The following is a 21,615-nucleotide window of genomic DNA, read 5'->3' as shown; positions in this document are numbered from 1 at the left end:
ATGCTTGGGAACCAGAACTGCGACCGATTGTCATCCCGCGCAATCGATGCCGGTTACTCATTTGCGACAGAGTGTTTTCTGGAACCGACAAGTTTTGCCCGCAGCCGCCTCGCACCTGCGGCAGCCCCCTTCCGATACGTGACCTTCGCAGCGTCGCAGGTGGCGGCAGGACGGCGCCACTGGCGGACCGGTCAGCCGCGCCCATCGCCATCACCCGCACCGCGAAGAAAGCGCTTCTCGACGAGATAGTCGCGGACCGCGCGCGCGGCCTCCTCGGGCACGGGGTTCACGAGCAACCGTCCCTCCCCCGCCTTTGCCTCCGTCAGCGCCTTCATCCGCTCCTGGGCGGAGCCCCCGGAAGGCACCGCCATCCGTTTCGGTCGCGCGCGCCAGGGCCGCATCTCGCAGGCCGCGAGAAACGCATCCTCGCGGGCCTCCACCGGATGCGGGACGATCCGGCCACGCCGTGCCCTGGCAAAGGCGGGAGCGCGGGCGGCCGGCGCCGCACTATTGACGAGGACGACCGCGGGTAGCGTAACCACGACCTCCCGCCTGCGTCCGCGCGGCAGCCCCTGCACCACGCGCGCCGTGCCGGACGCGCATTCGATCGCGGCCGCGTCGCAGACAACCGCATGGCCCAACGCCTCGGCGATCAGATAGGGCACCATCCCGCTCCCCTCCCCCGCCTCCGCGCGCATGCCGCAGATAATCAGATCGGGGCCGACGCCGCGCAACGCCTCGACCAGAGCCGGCACAGGATCGCAGCCCGGCGCGACGTTGAGGACATTCAGCGTTTCAAGCCCCATGCCGAGATAGTCGCGCAAGCTCGCCGCGTGCGGATCGCCCGCATGAAAGGCACGGACTTCCGCATTTGGCATCCGCAGCGCCAGTTCGAGCCCCCGGGCATCGAGCCCGGCGCGCCGCGCCCGCCCGCTTGCGGGGTGCCGGCCAATCGAGAGAAGCGCCGCCACTCTAATCATCGCCCCCTCCCTTGCGTTCGGCCAGCAGGCGGATCAGCGCCGGCATCACTGCCTGCGCATCCGCGACGATGGCGAGATCGGCCCGCTTGATCATCTCCGCATGGAGATCGGTATTGACCGCCACCACATGGCCGACGCGCGTGATCCCCTGCAGATGCTGCGGCGCACCGGAAATCCCGAGCGCGAAATAGCAGCCCGCCGTCACCAACGTGCCGGAGGCACCTACCTGGCGTTCACGCGGCAGATGGCCCTGATCGCAAACGACGCGGCTCCCCGCCCGCGTCGCGCCGAGCGCTTCCGCAAGGTCCGCGAAGCCTTGCCAGTCGGTGACGCCATTGCCGCCGCTCAACAGGAAATCGGCCTCCTCCAGCGCGATCGTATCGGGGTCGACCGTCAGAGGCCGGGAAGCCGAGATACGTCGGTCCGCCGCCCCCATCGGCACCTCGTCGAGCGGACGTCCTTCATGTGGCAGTCCCGCGTGGAGAGGGAAGGCATCCGGCATGATCGAAACAAGCCGCGGCAGCTTCGCCGATTGCGCCAGACTGCCGCCCTGCGCCCGCCTGAGCGCCCGCGTGTCTCCGTCCGATCCCGCCTCCAGCGCATCTGCGCCAGCAAACAACCGCTCGCCCAGCCGCGCCGCCACCCGGCGCGCGATATCGGACCCATCGGGTGTCTCGGCAAAGAGTACGTGGCGCGGCGACAGGATCGCGATCGCTGTCAGGACGGCCGCAGTCCGGCCTTCCGGATCGTAGGCGAGCGGTTCGATGCCCGTGACAGCGATAACGCGGTCGGCTCCCGCTCCGCCGAGATCGTCCCCGCCTTGCAGCGCAAGCGCGCAAACCGCGCCGCCACCGGAATCGGCCAACGAGCGGCCGGCCGCGATCAATTGACGGTCGATCTCGCTCAATCCGCCTTCGCCATCCGTGTCCGGAACGACAAGCACATGAAACGCGGGCTCGGCGACGACACGCATGGTTTCGACAGGCGCGCGTGCGGCAAGCACAGCCCCGCTTGCCTGCGGAGCGACCCTGCCATTCCACGCGATCCTGAGACGCGGCGATATCGAGACCGTTGCGGCCTGGCGCACGATCCTGGGACTGCGGCGCAGGCGCCCGACGGCAGGCTTCAGCACCATGAGCGAAAAGCGCGGCCGCTCGCCGCCCGTCGATCGACGCGCCTCGCGCTCGGATCTTGGATCGCGACGCATCTTCATTCCGTCGCCTCCAGCACCAATTCCGCGATCTCCTTCACCTCCGGACGAGGCCCGACGACGCCCTCCAGCATCACCGTGCAATTGGGACAGGCGACAGCGATGCAGGCCGCTCCGGTTTCGCGCGCCTGCTCCATCCGCACGTCGGGAATGCGGCGGTCTCCAGCGACATCGGTAACAGACGTGCCTCCTCCCCCGCCGCAGCAGCGCGAGGCGAGGCCGGAAAATTCCATTTCGCGGCGCTCCATGCCCAGCATGTCGAGCAACCGGCGTGGCGCCTCCGTCACGCCGTTGTAGCGTCCCAGATAACAGGGGTCGTGATAGGTAAGCGTGCCCGACAGCGATCCCAGCGTAAGACGTCCGCCTTCCACCAGCTCCAGCAGCAACGCGGTGTGATGAACCACCTCGAACGCCCCGCCAAAGGCGGGGTATTCGTTCCTGATGACGTGCAGCGCGTGCGGGTCCATCGTCACGATGCGGCGGAAGGACAGGCCTTCCAGCCTCGCGATGTTGCGCCGGGCTAAATCCTGAAACGTCGCCTCGTCGCCGAGCCGGCGGGCGAGATCGCCGCAATCGAGTTCATCCTCGCCAAGAACCGCGAAATCGACACCCGCCTTTTTCAAAAGCCGGATGAATGCGCGCAGCGAGCGTTGCCCGCGCAGATCGAAGGCCGCATCGCCGAGCCAGAGCAGAACGTCAAATTTCTCCCGCTCGCGCGCCAGCGGCAGCGCGAGATCGAACGCCCAGTCGATGCGGCGCACCGCAGGAAAACCGCCGGGATTGTCCGCGATGCGCAGCTCCTCAAGCACGCCCGGCGCCTTGCCGGGGGCGGACGCCTTCTCCAGCGTCTCGAACCGGCGCAGATCGACGATGACATCCACATGCTCGATCATCATCGGGCAGGCATCGACGCAGGCACGGCACGTGGTGCAGGCCCACAGCGTATTTGGATGGATCGCCGCGCCCTCTCCCACCACCGGCAGGTGCGGCCCGCGCGCTCCCGCCACAGAACGCCCCGGGTGGCCATGACCGGCATAATCCGCCGCGCCGCCCTCCATCGCGCCGACGAGATCCTGTATCAGCGCCTTGGGATTGAGCGGCAGCCCGGCAGCGTAGGCCGGGCACACGCTCTCGCACCGTCCGCACTGGACACAGGCCTCGAAACCGAGGAGCCGGTTCCAGGCGAAGTCGAGCGGCACTTCCACGCCGAGTTTCGCGTCGTCGAGATTGAGCGGGGCGAGCGCGCTGTCACGCTTCCGTTCTCCTCCCCGGTCCCGACCTGAAAATCGCCCGGGCCGAGGATGAGCAACGAGATACAGCGCACCATGAAGCGCGTGCTTGAGAGGCCCCCTCCCGACACCGACCAGCAGATCCGCGCCGCCAAACAGTCCGACACCCGCGAGCACCAGCGTCACGCCATGCGGCAACGCACCGCCCGCCACGCGATCAAGCGCCACGACCAGCAGTCCCGCCGCATAGGCGATCAGCGAGACCGGCAGGCGCGCGAAGCGGCCACCGGAAAGCTCCGTCGGCTTCACGACGTGACGCCGCCAGCCGACCATCAACGCCCCGGCAAGCATGAGAGCGAGCGCCAACGCCGCGAGCCCCCAAAGGAGAGGCCCGCGAAACCACGGCACGACGGCGAGAACCAGCAGCACCAGCGAGGCGAGAAAGCCGCCCGCAGTCAGCGCATGAAAGCGCGCGTTGAACGGCTTGCGCCCAACCACATCATGCACATCGACGAGATAGCGCTTCGGCAACGCCTTGAGCCCTGCGACCAGATCGACCTCGGCCGCCGCCCCGGCACGCCAGCGCCGCGAATGGTGCACGGCGATCACGACGGCCGCAACGAGCAGCCCAACCGTCAGCCAGCCGGCGAGCGCCCCGGCCATGGCGTCACAGATCCTTGCAGAGCCGGGCCGCGTCGTAGATCGCGGCGTGAATGTTGCGACCCGCGACCGCATCGCCGAGCCGGAACAGCGCGAAACCGCCAGCCCCGTTGAGCCCCTCCACCGAGGGCTGCGGCCGACCTGAGAGCAGCGCGTCCAGATCCGTCTCGCCGCGATTGACGGATGTCTCTCTGAGATCGCGATAAAGCCAGTCGACCGGCAGCGTGCCGAATTCCACCACAACCTGATCGACCAGACGTTCCTCTTCCTCCAGCGTGTATTCGTTGCGCAGCACCGCGACCCGCTTGTTGCCTTCAGGATAGATCTCGATGAGCTGGAGGTTCGGCGACAGGATCACACCAAGCTTGTAAAGCTCACGAAGGTGGATCGGCTGGTTGGTACCGCCGATCTCCTCGCCCACCATCCGGTCGAGCGTCGCGATCTCGACCAGCGCGCCCTTCTTCGCCAACACCTCGGCACACGAAGGCGCGTGATGCTGACCCGTGCCGTCATAGACCAGAATGCTTTCGGCCGGCTCCACCGCGCCGGTCAGCACCTCCCACGTCGTATGCGCCAGTTCAGCACCCGGAATGGAGCCACGGTTCGCCGTCCCGCCGCTCGCGATCAGCACCACGTCCGGCGTCTCGGCGGATATCGCGTCCGCCGTCGCTTCCGTGGCGAGACGGATATCGACGCCCTTCTTTTCCGCCTGCAGGAAGAGCCAGCGGGTAATGCCGGTCAACGCCTCACGCCATGTCGCCTTCGCCGCAATCCTCACCTGCCCGCCGGGCGTGGTGTCCTTCTCGAACAGCACGACATGATGCCCGCGTTCGGCCGACACCCGCGCGGCTTCGAGCCCCGCCGGACCGCCACCGACCACCACCACACGCCGCGCCTTCTCCGCCTTGGCGATCACGTGCGGCATGAAGGCTTCCCGTCCCGTCGCCGCGTTCTGGATGCACAGGGCGTCGTTGCCGGCATAGATCCGGTCGATGCAATAGCCCGCGCCGACGCATTGGCGGATATCGTCGGCCCGCCCCTCCATCAGCTTCTTCACGATATGCGGGTCGGCGATATGGGCCCGCGTCATCGCCACCATGTCGATATGGCCTTCCTCCACCGCGCGCGCCGCCGTCGCCAGATCGGTGATGCGCTGGGCATGGAAGACCGGAACGCCAACCTCGCGCTTGATCGCGCTGGCGAGCGCCAGAAAGGGCGCGACCGGAAACGACATGTTCGGCAACGAGATCGCGTGCGCGATGTGATCGCGCGCCTGCCCGCCGATAAGATTGACGAAATCCACCAGCCCCCGCTCGGTGAGCGTGCGCGCGATCGTCAGGCAATCCTCGTGCGAGAGCCCGTCGTCGATCAGTTCGTCGCCCGACATGCGGATGCCGATGATGTAGTCGTCGCCCACCGCCGCCCGCGCCGCCTCCAGCGCTTGAACAGAAAAGCGCATGCGGTTTTCCAGGCTTCCGCCGTACTCGTCCGTCCGCTTGTTGGTGGCCGGGCTCCAGAACTGGTCGATCAGATGCCCGTGGGCGGCGGACAGTTCGCATCCGTCGAGCCCGCCCTCCTTGCAACGGCGAACGGCGGCGGCGAAATCGGCCACCACCCGGGCGATGTCGGTGTCCTCCATCTCCTTCGGGATGGACCGGCTTGCCGGTTCCCGTTCGCGCGAGGGCGAGACGGTCGCGAGCCAGTTCTCCGTATCCCAGCGCGTGCGCCGCCCCATGTGCGTGAGCTGCACCATCAGCGCCGCGCCGTGGGAATGGATGCGTTCGGAAAAAGCGCGGAAATGCGGGATCACCCCGTCATCGGCGACCGAGATCTGGTTCCACGGCGCAGCCGGGCTGTCGGGCGAGACCGACGACGACCCGCCGAACATGGTGAGCCCGATGCCGCCCTTGGCCTTTTCCTCGTGATAGAGCTGGTAGCGCTCCTGCGGCCGTCCGTCCTTGCCATAAGAGGGCGCGTGGCTGGTGCTCATGATCCGGTTGCGGATCGTGAGCCCCTTGATCGTCAGCGGGCGGAGCAGGGCATCGTGCGGAGCGGACATCGGCAGCTTCCTTTCACGATCCGAGTTTGAAATCGCTGCAAGCCGGCTTCACATCCCTTTGCGACAAGTCCTGCGCGGATTGCGACAGGATGTCGCGATTTCACCGGTACTCGGCCATCGCGTCCTCCAGCCAGCGCCAGGTGTATTCGGCAAAGGATCGCCGGGGCAGGATGTCGTAGCTCGGCGCGTCATCGACCTGGGAAAGAATGATGCCGGAGCGCGCCAGCAGGGTCTGCGCGCACTGCCCGGTCGCAAAGCGCGATGGATGCAGGTCGAGCGAGCACCCCTTTGCGAGAACTTCCCGCGCCGGCGTGCCCGAAAGCCGGAACAGCGCCCGGTTGCCGGTCACGTCGGTTATCGCAAAGTGCTGGCCGGCAAGGGCTTCGACAAGACCGGCGGAAAGCTCAGCCTCGGCGCCAGGCGCGGTCAAGACCAGCCATTCGTCCGGCCCGAGCCACAGGAGGGAGAAATCCCCGCCCTTCTCGACCGTATTCGCGGCCACCGGCAGCCTGCAACCGAGCACCTTTGCCACGGCCTCCGCGAAGGCGGCATCCGATGGGTTCCCGCGAAGGTTGATCTGCCCCGGCACCGGCATTTCGCTCAAGGTCAGCGGCCCCGCGGTCGTGGAGGCCTCTCCTCCCTGAAAGAGCCGGGAAAGCGCGCCGGCCCGTTCGCCCGCGTCCGCCGTCATCATCGCATCAGCCATTGAGACGCGCTCCCTCGCTGTCGAAAAACACCGGCTTCACCACCTTGCAGGCCAGCGTCTTGACGCCGAGCGGTGCGTGAACCGTCGTGTCCTGCCGGTTGCCACCATCGGCGATCAGCGCCATCGCGATGGAGCGGCCGAGCGTGGCGCTCCAGTAGCTCGACGTGACGTGGCCAAGCATCGGCATCGGCGGTGTGCCATCCGCGTCCGCCGTGATCTGCGCGCCCTCGGGCAGCACCTCTTCCGGGTCCTCGGTCAGAAGTCCAACAAGCTGCTTGCGGTCGGTGCGCGCCGTATCGGGGCGCGAGAACGAGCGCTTGCCGACAAAATCGGGCTTCTTTGTCGAGACGATCCAGTCCATGCCGAGATCGAACGGCGTCACCGTGCCATCGGTCTCCTGACCGACGATGATGAAGCCCTTTTCGGCGCGCAGAACGTGCATGGTTTCCGTACCGTAGGGCGTCAGGCCATGCGTTTCGCCCGCCGCAAAGATCGCCTCCCACAGCGCCATACCCTGATAGGCCGGTACGTTGATCTCGTAGGAAAGTTCGCCCGTGAAGCTGATGCGGTAGATGCGGGCGGCAAGCCCGGCGACCGTCGCCTCCTTCATCGACATAAAGGGAAAAGCGTCATTGGAGAGATCGAGGTCGGGCGCAAGTTCGCCCACCAGCTCCCGCGCCTTCGGTCCGGCGATGGAGGCCGTCGCCCAGTGCTCGGTGACGGAGGTCAGGTAGACCTTCAGGTCTGGCCATTCGGTCTGGAGATAGTCCTCCAGCCGGTCAAGCACGGCGGCGGCATTGCCGGTCGTCGTCGTCATCAGGAAGTGGTTTTCGCCAAGCCGCGTGGTCACGCCGTCATCGAAGACCATGCCGTCTTCCTTGCACATGATCCCGTAGCGACACCGCCCGATGCCGAGCTTCGACCAGGCGTTGGTATAGACCCGGTTCAGGAACTCCGCCGCATCCGGCCCCTGGATGTCGATCTTGCCGAGCGTCGAGGCATCGAGAATGCCGACGCCGTTCCTCACCGCCAGGCACTCGCGGTTGACCGCCTCGCGCAGGCTCTCGCCGTCTTTCGGATAATACCAGGGCCGCTTCCATTGCCCGACATCCTCAAAGACCGCACCTCTGGCCACGTGCCAGCCGTGCATCGGCGTGACGCGGGCCACATCCGACAATTCGCCCACGTCGCGCCCGGCAAGCGTGCCGTAGGTCACCGGCGTATAGGGCGGACGGAAGGTCGTCGTGCCGACCGACGGGATCGGGCTTGAGAGCGTGCGCGACAGGATCGCCAGCGCGTTGACGTTCGAGGTCTTGCCCTGATCCGTGCCCATGCCCGTGGTTGTGTAGCGCTTCAGGTGCTCGACCGAGCGATAGCCCTCGCGCGAGGCGAGCATTATGTCGGCCGCCGTCACGTCATTCTGCGCATCGACAAAATGCTTGGCCTTGCCGTGTCCAACCGGTTTCTTGCCCGGAACGATCCACAGCGCGTGGATCGGCGCGGCTTCTACCGTCTCGACCTTCGGCAGGGCGCTTTCCTGCGCAGGCATCAGCCCCACGGCTTCGACCGCCGCACGCCCCGCCTTCGCGCCTTCCTCCAACGCGCCTTCCAGAAAAAGGGTGCCGTTACATGCACCGGCCGAAGTTTCCGCCTGAACCGAGACGTTCGGCACGAAGCAGGCCTTCGCCTCGTCAAACCGCAACTTGCCACCCGACTGCGAGAGAAGGTGTACCGCCGGCGTCCAGCCGCCCGAGACGGCCACGAAATCACATTCGATCCGTTTGACCGGCCCGCCGACCGTCTCGCCATCGGATGAAAGCGGCGCGATCTCGACTGCCTTCACGCGCTTAGCGCCCTCGACACCGGCAATGGCCGCGCCGCAGATGATGCGCAGGCCCGCCGCCCGCGCCTTTTGCGCCATGGCGCCCGTGGCCTGCGGACGCACATCGATGATCGCCTCGATCCGGCATCCGGTCTTCGCCAGATCGATCGCGGCTTCATAGGCGCTGTCGTTGTTGGTGAAGACGACGCCCGTGTTCCCAGGCTTGACGCCGTAGCGGTTCACATAGGCGCGTGCGGCGCCGGCAAGCATGATGCCCGGCCGGTCGTTGTCGGCAAAGACCAGCGGCCGCTCGTGCGCGCCGGTCGCCAGCACCACGCGCTTCGCCCTGACCTTCCACAGCCGCTGGCGCACGCCGCCCATACCGCGTCCCAGATGATCGGTCTTGCGCTCGGCCATGATCAGGTAATTGTGGTCGTAATAGCCGGTCACCGTGGTGCGCGGCAGCAGGCGCACCTCGGGAAAGGCGGCCAGGTCCGCGCGCATCTTTTCAACCCACTGCGCCGCCGGAATACCGTCGATCCCGCTCGTCTCGCCCAGCAACGATCCGCCGAATTCGGCCTGCTCGTCAGCGACGATGACCCGCGCTCCCGCCTTCGCCGCTTCCAGCGCTGCCATCAGCCCGGCCGGCCCGGCACCGGCGACCAGCACGTCGCAATGGGCATGCATCTTGTCGTAGGTGTCGGGATCGGCTTCAGAAGGCGCCCGCGCACCGGCCGCCGCCCGGCGGATGATTGGCTCGTAGACCCGCATCCAGAAGCTTCGCGGATGCATGAAGGTCTTGTAGTAGAAGCCCGCGACGAAGAGCTTGGAAAAGAACCCGTTGATCGCGCCGATATCGAAATCGACGCTCGGCCAGGCGTTCTGGCTCGACGCGGTCAGCCCGTCATAAAGCTCCACCTGGGTGGCACGCAGGTTCGGCTCGAAATAGCCGCCCGTCTCCAGCTGCACCAGCGCGTTCGGCTCCTCCGCGCCCGCCGTGACGATGCCGCGCGGGCGGTGATACTTGAAGCTGCGCCCGACGAGATGCACCCCGTTCGCAAGCAGGGCCGAGGCGAGCGTATCGCCGGAAAATCCCTGATAGCGCTTGCCGTTGAAGCGGAAGGTGAGCGGGCGGGCTCGGTCGATGCGGCCGCCTGAGGAATTACGGAACTCAGCCATCACTGCCCCTCCCCTACCGGTTCGCACGCGCCCGTGTAGACCCGACTGATCCGGTAGCTCACCGTATCGCGCTCCACGTTGAACCAGCGCCGGCAGCCGGCCGCATGCACCCAGCGCTCCCTGTGCGCCCCCTTGGGGTTGGAGCGGAAAAACAGGAACTCCGCCCATTCGGCGTCGCTGAGTTTCGACGGGTCCGCCGGCCGCGCGATATGCGCCTCGCCGCCATAGGCGAACTCGATCTCGTCACGCGGCCCGCACCAGGGACATTCGATCAGAAGCATGGCACTATTCCTTCCACGGACGAGGTCGCGGGTGTCTTTGCCGTTGTCTTTCCGTCGTGACCGGCGCCAACCACTGCCGTCCGGCCTGGGATTCAACTCCGAAACAGAACCTCTCCAGCGTCATCCCGGGCTCGCCGCAACGTGAAACGTTGCTGCGCAGAACCGGGATCTCGACCGGCATGTACCGAGGGTCGATCCCGGATCTGCGAAGCGGTACTTCGCACCGCATCGCGTCCGGGATGACCCTGGAGAGATGTGGGAAAAAGTCCAAGCCGAGCCCGTCCATTCCTCCCCCTCAATGCGCCACAGCTGCCGCGCCGTGTTCATCGATCAGGTGGCCGGTCGTGAACCGGTCGAGCGCGAATGGCGCATTGAGCGGATGCGGCTCGCCGGTCGCGATGGTGTGGGCGAAGACAAAGCCCGAGCCCGGCGTCGCCTTGAAGCCACCCGTGCCCCAGCCGCAATTGATGAAGAGGTTGTCGACGGGTGTCTTGGAGATGATCGGGCTCGCGTCGGGACACACATCGACGATGCCGCCCCATTGCCGGAGCATGCGAAGCCGGGAGAAGACCGGGAAAAGCTCCAGCAGCGCGCCCATCTGATGCTCGATCATGTGGAAGCTGCCGCGCTGGCCGTAGCCTGTAAACGTATCGATGCCGGCGCCGATCACCAGTTCGCCCTTGTCCGACTGGCTGACATAGACATGCACCGCGTTCGACATGACGACGCAGTCGATCACCGGCTTGACCGGTTCCGATACCAGCGCCTGCAGCGGATGACTTTCGATCGGCAACCGGAAGCCCGCCATCTGCGCCAGCACCGAGGAATGCCCGGCCGTGACGATGCCGACTTTCTTCGCCCCGATGAAGCCCTTGGCCGTCTCCACGCCCACGACCTTGCCGCCCGCGCGGCGGATGCCCGTCACCTCGCAATTCTGGATTATGTCGACGCCGCGGGCACTCGCCGCCCGCGCCAGTCCCCAGGCGACCGCGTCATGACGCGCCGTGCCGCCCCGGCGCTGCAACGTGCCGCCAAGGACCGGATATCGTGCGGTTCTGGAAATATCGAGGATCGGACAGAATTCCCTGACGCCCTCGGCATCGAGCCATTCGCTGTCGATGCCGTTCAGCCTCAGCGCGTTGGTGCGCCGCTGGGCTTCCCGCACGTCGGAGAGATTGTGCGCGAGATTGAGCACCCCGCGCTGCGAGAACATGATGTTGTAGTTGAGGTCCTGGCTCAGTCCCTCGTAGAGCTGCAGCGACTTTTCATAAAGCGCGGCGCTCTCGTCCCACAGATAGTTGGACCGGATGATGGTGGTGTTGCGGCCCGTATTGCCGCCGCCGAGCCAGCCTTTCTCGATCACCGCGACATTGGTGATCCCGTGTTCCTTGGCGAGATAATAGGCGGTGGCCAGTCCGTGCCCGCCGGCACCGATGATGACGACGTCGTATTCCGCCTTGGGCGCGGCATCGCGCCAGGCCCGCTCCCAGCCGGCATGGTGGGAAAACGCATTCTTCACGAGCGCGAAAACCGAATAGGAGCCCATGCCCGACATTCTCCCCGAAAGGCCTCATGTGACGTTAGGAGAAAGCATGATCCCGAACGCCAAGGCACCGCTAGAACGGCAGGGCCACCGCGCTTGAATAAAACCGACATGGAGAGGAAAAAGTCGACACGCTATGCCGCAACGGCAAACAAGCGCCAAGCGGCAGGCCGGACCTATTCGTAAAACCGGCGCTCTTGCGGCCCCTCGCCCATGTCCGGCCGGTGTCTCGCCTGCGTCAGGCGCGGCTCCGTCGCCTCGCTCTCCTTGCGCACTTGCGACGGATTGATGCCGAAGAGATCGCGGAAATGGCGCGAGAAATGCGCGCAATCGGCAAAGCCTGCCTCCAGCGCCACATCGGTGACCGAGCGGCGCGAGGTCTTCAACATCCACAGCCCGTAGCGCAACCGCAGGAGCCGGTAGAACCGGTTGGGGCTCATGCCGGTCGTTGCCTGGAACACGCGCTCGAACTGGCGCGTGCTGATCGCGAGCTTTGCCGCGATTTCCTCCATGGCGAGCGGATCGCTCAGATGCTGCTCCATCATCAGCATCGCCCGGCGCACCCGCGCGTCCAGCACCGGCCCGCCGACGGGCGGCGGCGGCTGCGACTGGCCGGATGCCCGGCCCGGATCGACCTGCAGGATGTGCATCGCCTTCTGCGCGGCGGCCCGGCCCAGATGTCTCTCGATGAGGAAGGCGGCAAGATCAACCACCCCGGCTCCTCCGGAACAGGTGATGCGGTCGCGGTCCTCGATGAAAAGCTGCTCGGCGACCGGCACGAGATCGGGAAACTCTTCAACGAAATCGCGGAAATGATACCAACTCACGCAGCACGCGCGATCCTGCATCAGACCAGCACGCGCCAGCACGAAACTGCCCGTGCACACGCCGATGAGCGGGATTTGCTGTCGTGCCGCGCTGTGGATGCAGGCGGCCGCATCCGCGCCAAGCTGCGGCCCGCGATGGAGAAGCCCGCCGACCACGACGAGATAGTCGAGGCCGGCGAGGTCGTAGTCTCTGTCGGGTGCGACCGCGATGCCGCAACTGGACATGCGCGGCTCGTCCTTGCGACCGAGGATGTGCCAGCGGCACCGGATCGGCCGGCTGCCGTCGCCCTCGTCGGCGGCAAGCCGCAGCGCGTCGATGAAGCTTGAAAGAGCGGTCAGCGTGAAATTGTTGGTCAGAAGGAAGCCGACCGTCAGCGCCGGCCGTTCCGCCGGACGCTCCCGACCCTCGCTTGCCCGCGTTACCACCCTTCGTGCTCCTCGCCCTCGTCCTCTCCCGTTTGCGCCGCCACCACAGCTTCCGGCATGGGCGGCTCCGCCACACTGTCGGCGAACGCGCTCATGCGGTAGCGGCTGGAGATCTGGTCGGACCGCGGCGGCACACCGTAATGGTCCCGGTAGCAGCGGCTGAAATGGGCGGCAGAGGAAAATCCGCAGCACACCGCGACCTGCTGCACGGTCTTGGACGTCTGGTGCAGGAGCTGGCGCGCCCGGATGAGCCGCAAGCCCAGGTAGTACTTGCCCGGCGAGCAGTTCATGTAGGTACGGAAAAGCCGCTCGACATTGCGCCGCGACTGGCCAAGCCGCTTGGCGAGCGTCAAGAGGTCGAGCGGCTGCTCGATCGTCGCCAGCATCAGCTTGATCGCCGCCTGCAGGTCCTGTCGCTCGATCCCCAGCGGCTGCTGGATCACCGCGTTCTGCTGCATGGCGGCGGGACGGATCTTGTCGTGCAGCATCTGTTCGGAAACTCTGGCGGCCAGATCCTCGCCATGACGGGCGGCGATGCGGTGCAGCATCATGTCGGCCGCCGCCGTCCCGCCGGCACAGGTGAAGCGGTTGCGGTCGACAGTGAAGATGTCGCCGGTCACGACGATCTCGGGATAGTTCTCGCTGAAGCTCGCCAGACTGTCCCAATGGACGGTGCAGCGATAGCCGCCAAGCAGTCCGGCGCGCGCGAGAATGTGGCTTGCCGTACAGATCGCACCAAGCGGCACGCTCTTTGTCGCCATACGTCTCAGCCACGCGATAACCTGACGGTCGTCGTACCAATGGCCATCGATGCCAGCGCACACGATAAGAGCGGAAAAGGCCGGCGCATCCGCCATGGAATGGCCCACCCCCACTGCGATGCCGTTGCTCGCCCGTTCGCTGCCGCCATCACGCGACAGCAGCTCCCAATCGTAGAGCCGCTTGCCGGTCAGATGATTCGCCAGCCGCAACGGTTCTATCGCCGCCGCGAAGGCGATCAGCGAAAATCGGGGGATGAGTAGGAAACCGATCGTTTCCGCATTTTCCGCGCCTGGTTCCAAGGCCGTCCCCTGAAGCGGATCCCGATCGGCCGGTTTACGTCCAGCCATTGGTGCTTCCGCGGTTACGCTCAAGGCACGGCCGCCATCGTCCTTGGGGTCTGACCCGGGATCGAGAGCCGCACACACCTTCCCCGCTTCCCGAGCCTCGGGAAGTTCAAAGTCACCCGTTCTGGACGTCCTCCATCCCGGCATCCGCGAATACCTGCTTCTGGCCGCAGGGCGTTGCCCGTTGTCCGACGCTAGCGCTATCAATCCTGCTTCGCATCAACAATCTGCGCATGGAAACCTTGGGGCAATCCGTCGTTTCATCGAGACCCGATCACGAAACGGCGAGACAGAACGCGAAAGGATCGTCTTCGAACTTTTCACAAGGCATGATACGAAGACCGCATCCCGAGCGCGCCGCACCGTGTTGATTGCACCGGTGCCGGCGTCGCCGGGTCGCCATCCCGTGCGCGGCAAAGGGCCATTCGGCCCCCTTTCCACTGCCGCCCAAATTCCGGAGGACCTGCTGGAGAAAGACCCCGGGCTTCTTGAGCCTTTCGACAGCCCCCCTATTTCCAGCACCGACAACAAGCCGCCGCGCGGACCATCAACCGGGCCGGCGGAGACATCACCAATCGGAGATCACAATGACGACCTATTCCGACATCCAGCTCTTCATCGATGGAGACTGGTGCGACGCCGCTGACGGCCGCACGCTCGAAATCGTCGACCCGGCGACCGGCCAGGAAATCGGCCGCCTCGCCCATGCCGGCAAGGCCGATCTGGATCGCGCGCTCGCCGCCGTGGAGCGCGGGTTCAAGGTGTGGAGCGAGACGCCTGCCTTCACCCGCTACAAACTGATGCGCAAGGCCGCCGACCTGCTGCGCCAGCGCGCCAGCGACATCGCCTGGTTGATGACCAAGGAACAGGGCAAGCCGCTTGGCCAGTCCAAGGGCGAGGTTCTGGCCGGCGCCGACACGATCGACTGGTTCGCCGAGGAAGGCCGCCGCACCTACGGCCAGGTCATCCCGGCGCGTGCGCCCGGCGTCGTGCAGATGACGATCAAGGTGCCCGTGGGCCCGGTCGCCGCCTTCACACCCTGGAACTTCCCGATCAACCAGATCGTGCGCAAGCTGTCTGCGGCCATCGCCACCGGCTGCTCGATCATCGTCAAGGCGCCGGAAGAAACACCGGCCTCGCCGGCCGAACTCATCCGTTGCTTCATCGACGCCGGCATTCCGCAGGGCGTCGTCAACCTCGTCTACGGCGTGCCGGCCGAGATCTCCGAATACCTGATCCCGCACCCCGTGATCCGCAAGATCTCCTTCACCGGCTCCACGCCCGTTGGCAAGCAGCTCGCAGCGCTCGCCGGCCAGCACATGAAACGCGCCACGATGGAACTCGGCGGCCATGCACCGGTCCTCGTCTTCGACGACGCCGACGTGGAGACCGCGGTCAAGCAGATCTCGGTGCACAAGTACCGCAACGCCGGCCAGGTCTGCGTCTCCCCGACCCGCTTCCTTGTCCAGGACAAGATCGCCGACCAGTTCATGGAGGGCTTCATCGCGGCCTCCAAGGCCACGAAGGTCGGCAATGGCCTGGAAGACGGCGTGGACATGGGCCCGCTCGCCAACGAACGTCGCATCCCGGCGCTGGAAGGCCTGATCAACGATGCGGTTGACGCCGGCGGCACGCTGGCGACCGGCGGCAAGCGCATCGGCAACCAGGGCTACTTCTTCGAGCCGACGGTGCTCACCAACGTGCCGACTTCGGCGCGCATCATGAACGAGGAGCCGTTCGGCCCGGTGGCGGTCATCAACCGCTTCTCCGACGCCGACGAGGCGATCGCGGAGGCCAACCGCCTGCCGTTCGGCCTTGCGGCCTACGCCTATACCAGCTCTTCGGAGACGGCGCAGATGCTGGGCGCGAAGGTGGAGGCCGGCATGCTGACCATCAACCACCTCGGCCTGGCGCTTCCCGAAGTGCCGTTCGGCGGCATCAAGGATTCGGGCTACGGCACCGAGGGCGGCTCAGAGGCGCTCGACGCCTATCTCGATACGCGCTTCGTCACCCAGATGCGATAGAAAATACGCCCGGCGGGGTGGATACATTCCGCCGGGCATTCTGCTTGCGGCCCATCCATGCAACCATCTGGATGCAGCAGCGCGTTACCCCACCACGGCCATGCTCGCGGCCAGAAGCCGCTCCAGCTCCTTGACCCCGGTGACGACCGCGTCGGCGCCGGCGGCGATCAGCGTCGCCTTCTGGTCCACCCGTGCCTCGCTCTCCCCGATGAAGCCTATCGCGAAGACACCCGCGGCCTTCGCCGAACGAACGCCCTGCGTACTGTCATCGATGAAGACGGCTCGCTCCGGCGCAACGTCGAATGTCCTCAGACAATGTTCCGCCAAATCCGGCGCCGGCTTGGGGTTCGCGACCATCTCGGCACTGAACACGTGCGGTGCGAAAGCATCCCACAGATCGAGAATTCCGAGACTGTTATCAAGTCTATCGATGGTTGAATTGGAGGCGACGCACTTGTGCGCGTCGAGCCCACGCACAAGCGCTCCGATGCCCTCGATCTCGCGAAGCTCACGCTTGAAGCCCGCATAGAGCGCCTCGCGCCAGCGACCGACGAACGCCGCGCTATCCGTTATTCCGCGCCGTGTCAGATCGGCCAGCATCTGCTTTTCCGTCATGCCGGTAAATTCGCGCTGCACATCGAGCGGCTCCATTGCCAGCCCGGCTTCCTTCAGCGTTTCCGCAAGCGTGCGCGCGGAAACCGGCTCGCTGTCGATGAGCACGCCGTCACAGTCGAAGATGACGAGATCCACAGGCTTGAGGGGAGCATTGAGCATGAAGTGTCTGCCTTATTCGAAAAACGGAAAACGTGGCGCCGCCGCCGTTGACCGCACGGCCTCCTGCGGAGTGATACGGCCGGAAACGGGATCGCTGCGAAATAGCAGCGAAACGCGCCCGGGTGAAGCTTGTTTTCGAAAAAACCCAGAGTGATGGAGTAAAACTCCACAACACCGGATTCATCGGCTTGCACCGCATGGGGGTCCACACCCGGATGCAAGGGTGTGAATGAAACCGAAATGGCGTACATCACACCGCGCATAAGAACAAAAGTTCAACTTTACCGAGAAGTTATCCGGCTAACCAAATGAGTTGTAGCAGCCCGGAAACAATCGGTTATCACCTCGAACATCAGCGGCGATTTACCTTTGTAATTTATCTTATCGTAAGAGCTTTCATGCGTATTAGTACGGCAAGACGGCCCGCGATCGGCCGCTCTTCCCCTATAGTCGATCAAGGGCTAAAGCCTTGAGTTCTCAACCGCTCCTGCCCCAATCCCCGTGCGCGCCCGGTTCCTCCGGTCCGCGCCGCGCCATTGATTTCGTGCTCCTGCGCTGGCGTTCGGAACGCACTGCGCCGCCGAACCTTCCCCCTTACGAAAATGTCGCACTGGGCAATCTCGGACATTTTGCCGACAGCATGGCCCTCGTCGTGCAGGACAAGGCCGGCGAGATGAACCTCGCCCGCGTCGGCGCGACATTCTGCGCATGGGGCGGAATTCCGCGCGACGGTGCCGCGTTTTCGTGCCTGAGGGCCGACCGCGCCCACAGCCTGCGCGATGCGATCGATTTCAGCCTGCAGACCAATGAACCGGCCCGTGTGACCACCCACCAGGTTGAAGACGGCAAGTTCGAGACCTACGACTTGTGGGCGCTGCCGCTTTCCAGCCTTTGGGGACCGCCGGTCTTCATCATCGTGCTCGACCGGCGCGACGCCAAGTATGATGTTCTCGACACCATGTTCGGCGCCACCGACGAGGGCATGATCGCGCTGACCGCCATCAAGAACACCTGCGACGAGGTGGTGGACTTCCAGTTCGTCGCCTTCAACGATGGCGCTGCACGGCTGTTCAACATGCCTGCCGAGCGTCTGCAATGGTCACGCCTGTCGGAACTCGGCCTGCACCTGGAGGAAGCAGAAGTCGTCGAGAACCTTGCGCGCGCGGTGCAAGAGGAACGGCGTATCAATTTCGAGGTGACCTATCCCGGCGAACACGCGATGCGGCATTTCAAGGTCTCCGCCGCACCCATTGGCGAACTTATTTCGGTAACGCTCACCGACATCGCAGAAATCAAGGAACGCGAACGCTCCTTTCGACTGCTGTTCGAGGGCAACCCGATCCCCACGTGGCTGGTGGCGAGCGATACCCTGCGGATCCTGCACGTCAACGAAGCGGCCGTTCGCCATTACGGACACAGCCGCGAAGCCTTTCACCAGATGACCGTTCTGGAAACACTCTCTCCGAACAGCCGGACCGAATTCGCCAATTTCCTGCACGATCTCGACCGTCCCTATCAGGGACATGACGTCTGGCACCATGTGCGCGCGGACGGCAGTGAGATGGACGTCTATCCCTATGTGCGCCGGATGGATCTGGACGGCCGCCAGAACTTCGTCATCTCCGTTGTCGATGTGACGGAGCGGCGCAAGGCCGAAGCCCGCGTCGCCCACATGGCCCATCACGACGCGCTGACCGATCTGCCGAACCGCGTCCTGTTTCGAGAACGGTTGCAGGAAGCGCTCGCTCGTGCGCAACGCAACGACCATCTCGTCGCCGTGCAATGCCTAGACCTCGATCATTTCAAGGAAGTCAACGACACGCTGGGGCACCCGGTTGGCGACAAGCTACTGCAGGCGGTCGCGGATCGCTTCAAGACGTCCCTGCGGGAAACCGACTTCGTCGCGCGTCTGGGCGGCGACGAATTCGCCGTCATCCAGACCGACATGGAAAGCCCGGTAGAGGCGAGTGCCCTTGCCGCCCGGCTGATCGACTATATCGGCCAGCCCTATCAGATCGACGGCCATCAGGTTGTCATCGGTACGAGCATCGGCATCGCGCTCGCCCCCGCCGACGGTGTCGAACCCGACCACCTCCTGAAGAATGCCGACATGGCGCTCTACCGTTCCAAGAATGACGGGCGCAGCGTCTTCCGCTTCTTCGAGCCGGATATGGATGCCCGCCTGCAGGCCCGCCGGACCATGGAGCTGGACCTGCGCCACGCGCTGAAGGCGGAGGAATTCGAACTCCACTACCAGCCGCTGGTGGACCTGGAAAGCGGCAAGGTTTGCGCCTTCGAAGCGCTTCTGCGCTGGCACCACCCCACTCGCGGCCTCGTCTCGCCGGCGGAATTCATCCCGCTGTGCGAGGAAATCGGCCTCATCATCGATATCGGCGCCTGGGTTCTGGAAGAGGCCTGCCGCGAGGCCGTTCACTGGCCCGAGGAAGTCAAGGTGGCGATCAACCTCTCGCCCGTCCAGTTCCGGAACAACAGGGTGGTGGGCGCCGTCGCGCATGCGCTGGCGAGTTCTGGCATCGCCCCTGAGCGTGTGGAACTGGAAATCACCGAATCCGTCCTCCTTCAGGACAGCGAAACCAACGTCGAGGCCTTGCGCGACCTCAAGGATCTCGGCATCCAGATCGCCATGGACGACTTCGGCACCGGCTATTCCAGCCTGAGCTATCTGCAGAAATTCCCTTTCGACAAGATCAAGATCGACCAGTCCTTCGTACGCACGCTGGCGGAACGGCCCGAAGCGAGCGCCATCGTGCGTGCGCTCACCGGTCTCGGCCGCAGTCTCTCCATAGCGACGACCGCCGAAGGCGTGGAAACGGAGGAACAGCTCGAGCACCTGCGCAGCGAGGGTTGCACCCAGGTGCAGGGCTATCTCTTCAGCCGCCCTCTGCCCGCCGGTGATGTCGCGGAGATCCTGAAGCGCGTCTTCCATCGCGCCGAGGCGCCCCCGGACGAGAACGAGGCCCGGGGCCGCATCTCCGCAGCCTGACGCCCCGCCTTTTCGCCGCGTCCCTGCAGACGGCGTTACGCTTGCCACGTCCCGAGCCCAAGGATATCGGGATCACTGTCGCTCGCTGCTTGTGGACGACCCGCGATTATTCCCGAGGCAACGCGGCGACCGCCAGCAGATGCCCTTCGGCGAGTGTCCAAAGTCCCTCGATCTCGCGCCGGCCTTCGATCCCGGGATGATCCGGATTGATGAGGTGAGCGCTGAAGGTTCCCGGCAACGGACCGAGACGAACGAGGGCGTCGGGAAAATCGAGAAATTGCAGGGTCGCGGGATAGTAGGCCTTGTAGAAGGCTTCCTTGATCACGAAGACCAGTTTCGCCGCATCCACGCCGGGCACGCGGAATCCCCGTTCCTCCGGGCGGCAGATCGCATCAGCAAGATCTGGTGCAAGCGCGGCGGCCGGCTCCAGATCGATCCCCAGGCCGATGAAATCCGCACTGCGTCCGGCGACCGCCGCCGCCAGATCATCGGAGTGAGTGATCGAACCGACCATCCCTTCTGGCCAGAGGGGGCGGCGGTCGCGGGCGGCGAGGACCGGACCGGCGTCGACACCGAGCTGGCCGAGCGCATTGCGCGCGCAGGTGCGACCGGCACGAAAGCCCATGCGGCGAGAGGTGACGGCACGCGTGATTTCCGCTTCCTCCTGTGCGAAAAGCGGCCCCTGACGTTCTTCCAACGCGCCACAATCGAAGGTCGCCCCCGCCGGCAGGCAGGCTCGGATCGCTCCCGCCAAATCGGCGTCCGCCAGAGGTTGATCTTTCATGGCATCATCGCAATTGGACGTTCATCACGCGGCGCTCATCAGGAGGATGGCGAAGGGGAAGGGATCGCTCACCCAACTCTCCTCGATCCGCCAGCCGGCTTTCGCCGCCAGTACCGCGATCGCCTCGTAGGTGTACTTGTGCGAGTTTTCGGTGTGGATCGTCTCACCCTCGGTGAACACGATCTCGCGGCCGCCAAGGTGAACCGTCTGCTCCTTCCGCGAGACGAGGTGCATTTCCATGCGGCTCTCCGCCTCGTTCCAGACCGCGCGGTGAGCGAAGGCGTCGAGCACGAAATCGGCGCCGAGTTCCCGGTTGAGACGGGCAAGAAGGTTCAGGTTGAAGGCGGCCGTCACCCCTTGCGCATCGTCGTAGGCCGGCACCATCACCTCCGGTTCCTTGGCGAGATCCACACCGAGGATGAAACGGGAATCCGCACCGAGCGTGGCAAGCGCGGATTTCAGAAAATGCCCCGCGGCCTCCGGCGAGAAGTTACCGATGGTGGAACCGGGAAAGAAGCCCACATGCGGCCGTCCGTCGGCCGCCGCCGGCAGGGCGTGGGATGCCGTGAAGTCGGCGACGAGCGGGACCACCTGCAGGTCGGGAAAATCCGCGCGCAACGACTCCGCAGCCTCGTCGAGCGCGCTCTGCGAGATGTCGATGGGAACATAAACCTCAAGATGCGGGGCGGCGTCGAGCAAGGCGCGTGTCTTCACGCTTGCGCCGGACCCGAATTCCACCAGCACGGCGTGGCGCGAGATCGACGCGGCAAGATCGTGCGCGATGGTCTGGAGCAACGCTGTTTCGGTACGGGTCGGATAGTATTCCGGCAATCCGCAGATTTCCTCGAACAGCCGCGACCCTTCCGCATCGTAAAGGTACTTGGTGGGCAGGGTCTTGCGCGGTGCCGTCAGGCCGGCGAGCGCATCGCGCAGAAAGTCGTCGGAAGAGGGAAGGACGCCCTCCTCAATCACAAGCTCGGAGGTTTCCGTCATGGTGGTGC

Annotated in this window: 15 protein-coding genes; 2 read left to right on the top strand and 13 right to left on the bottom strand. The window is 65.3% G+C overall.

From position 1 onward, the window contains the following. Positions 1–191: 191 nt before the first annotated feature. The 10 genes from C8N35_RS16360 to C8N35_RS16315 form a co-directional block, all read right to left on the bottom strand. A complete protein-coding gene (locus C8N35_RS16360) occupies positions 192–980 on the bottom strand; it encodes an adenine nucleotide alpha hydrolase family protein (protein ID WP_107990781.1) in 789 nt (262 codons plus the stop codon). After that, positions 973–2,193 carry an electron transfer flavoprotein subunit alpha/FixB family protein gene (locus C8N35_RS16355; RefSeq protein ID WP_107990780.1) on the bottom strand — a complete coding sequence of 407 codons (1,221 nt, stop codon included), beginning with the start codon at positions 2,191–2,193 and terminating at the stop codon, positions 973–975. Before C8N35_RS16355 ends, C8N35_RS16360 begins: the two co-directional genes overlap by 8 nt. Next, complete coding sequence (locus C8N35_RS16350; protein WP_107990779.1) at positions 2,190–4,082, bottom strand: DUF3483 domain-containing protein; 1,893 nt, start codon at positions 4,080–4,082, stop codon at positions 2,190–2,192. Before C8N35_RS16350 ends, C8N35_RS16355 begins: the two co-directional genes overlap by 4 nt. Positions 4,083–4,086: 4 nt before the next feature. Continuing rightward, positions 4,087–6,138, bottom strand: a complete 2,052-nt coding sequence (locus C8N35_RS16345) for an NADH:flavin oxidoreductase (RefSeq protein WP_107990778.1) — start codon at positions 6,136–6,138, stop codon at positions 4,087–4,089. A gap of 100 nt (positions 6,139–6,238) precedes the next feature. Further along, the gene (locus C8N35_RS16340) at positions 6,239–6,844 is read right to left on the bottom strand and encodes a sarcosine oxidase subunit gamma (protein ID WP_107990777.1); all 606 of its coding nucleotides are present in this window, start codon (positions 6,842–6,844) and stop codon (positions 6,239–6,241) included. Further along, positions 6,837–9,845: a sarcosine oxidase subunit alpha gene (locus tag C8N35_RS16335; protein ID WP_107990776.1), complete on the bottom strand. Its 3,009-nt coding sequence runs from the start codon at positions 9,843–9,845 to the stop codon at positions 6,837–6,839. Before C8N35_RS16335 ends, C8N35_RS16340 begins: the two co-directional genes overlap by 8 nt. Beyond that, complete coding sequence (locus C8N35_RS16330; protein ID WP_107990775.1) at positions 9,845–10,126, bottom strand: sarcosine oxidase subunit delta; 282 nt, start codon at positions 10,124–10,126, stop codon at positions 9,845–9,847. The genes C8N35_RS16335 and C8N35_RS16330 overlap by 1 nt, the downstream gene beginning before the upstream one ends. A gap of 295 nt (positions 10,127–10,421) precedes the next feature. After that, entirely contained in the window at positions 10,422–11,672 is a 1,251-nt protein-coding gene (locus C8N35_RS16325; RefSeq protein WP_107990774.1) for a sarcosine oxidase subunit beta family protein, read from the bottom strand. A 173-nt stretch (positions 11,673–11,845) separates the two neighbouring features. Further along, the gene (locus tag C8N35_RS16320; RefSeq protein WP_107990773.1) at positions 11,846–12,922 is read right to left on the bottom strand and encodes a GlxA family transcriptional regulator; all 1,077 of its coding nucleotides are present in this window, start codon (positions 12,920–12,922) and stop codon (positions 11,846–11,848) included. Beyond that, on the bottom strand, positions 12,916–14,031 hold the full coding sequence (locus C8N35_RS16315) for a GlxA family transcriptional regulator (protein WP_107990772.1): 1,116 nt from the start codon (positions 14,029–14,031) through the stop codon (positions 12,916–12,918). The genes C8N35_RS16320 and C8N35_RS16315 overlap by 7 nt, the downstream gene beginning before the upstream one ends. A gap of 584 nt (positions 14,032–14,615) precedes the next feature. Here C8N35_RS16315 and C8N35_RS16310 point away from each other — a divergent pair. Continuing rightward, complete coding sequence (locus tag C8N35_RS16310; RefSeq protein ID WP_107990771.1) at positions 14,616–16,052, top strand: NAD-dependent succinate-semialdehyde dehydrogenase; 1,437 nt, start codon at positions 14,616–14,618, stop codon at positions 16,050–16,052. Between the two features lie 84 nt (positions 16,053–16,136). Here C8N35_RS16310 and C8N35_RS16305 read toward each other — a convergent pair whose 3' ends face one another. Next, complete coding sequence (locus C8N35_RS16305) at positions 16,137–16,826, bottom strand: HAD family hydrolase (protein WP_107990770.1); 690 nt, start codon at positions 16,824–16,826, stop codon at positions 16,137–16,139. A gap of 469 nt (positions 16,827–17,295) precedes the next feature. On the opposite strand from C8N35_RS16305, the gene C8N35_RS16300 reads away from it, so the two are divergent. Beyond that, positions 17,296–19,830 carry a putative bifunctional diguanylate cyclase/phosphodiesterase gene (locus C8N35_RS16300; protein ID WP_146177421.1) on the top strand — a complete coding sequence of 845 codons (2,535 nt, stop codon included), beginning with the start codon at positions 17,296–17,298 and terminating at the stop codon, positions 19,828–19,830. Between the two features lie 106 nt (positions 19,831–19,936). Here C8N35_RS16300 and C8N35_RS16295 read toward each other — a convergent pair whose 3' ends face one another. Continuing rightward, a complete protein-coding gene (locus C8N35_RS16295) occupies positions 19,937–20,614 on the bottom strand; it encodes a 4'-phosphopantetheinyl transferase family protein (RefSeq protein ID WP_107990768.1) in 678 nt (225 codons plus the stop codon). A 24-nt stretch (positions 20,615–20,638) separates the two neighbouring features. Further along, positions 20,639–21,607: an L-histidine N(alpha)-methyltransferase gene (gene egtD, locus C8N35_RS23895; RefSeq protein WP_170122131.1), complete on the bottom strand. Its 969-nt coding sequence runs from the start codon at positions 21,605–21,607 to the stop codon at positions 20,639–20,641. Positions 21,608–21,615: the final 8 nt, after the last annotated feature.

The sequence above is a fragment of the Breoghania corrubedonensis genome, assembly GCF_003053845.1.
Lineage (GTDB): Bacteria > Pseudomonadota > Alphaproteobacteria > Rhizobiales > Stappiaceae > Breoghania > Breoghania corrubedonensis.
The sequence above is the reverse complement of the archived record's forward strand: the minus strand, read 5'-3'. Positions and strand labels throughout refer to the sequence as shown.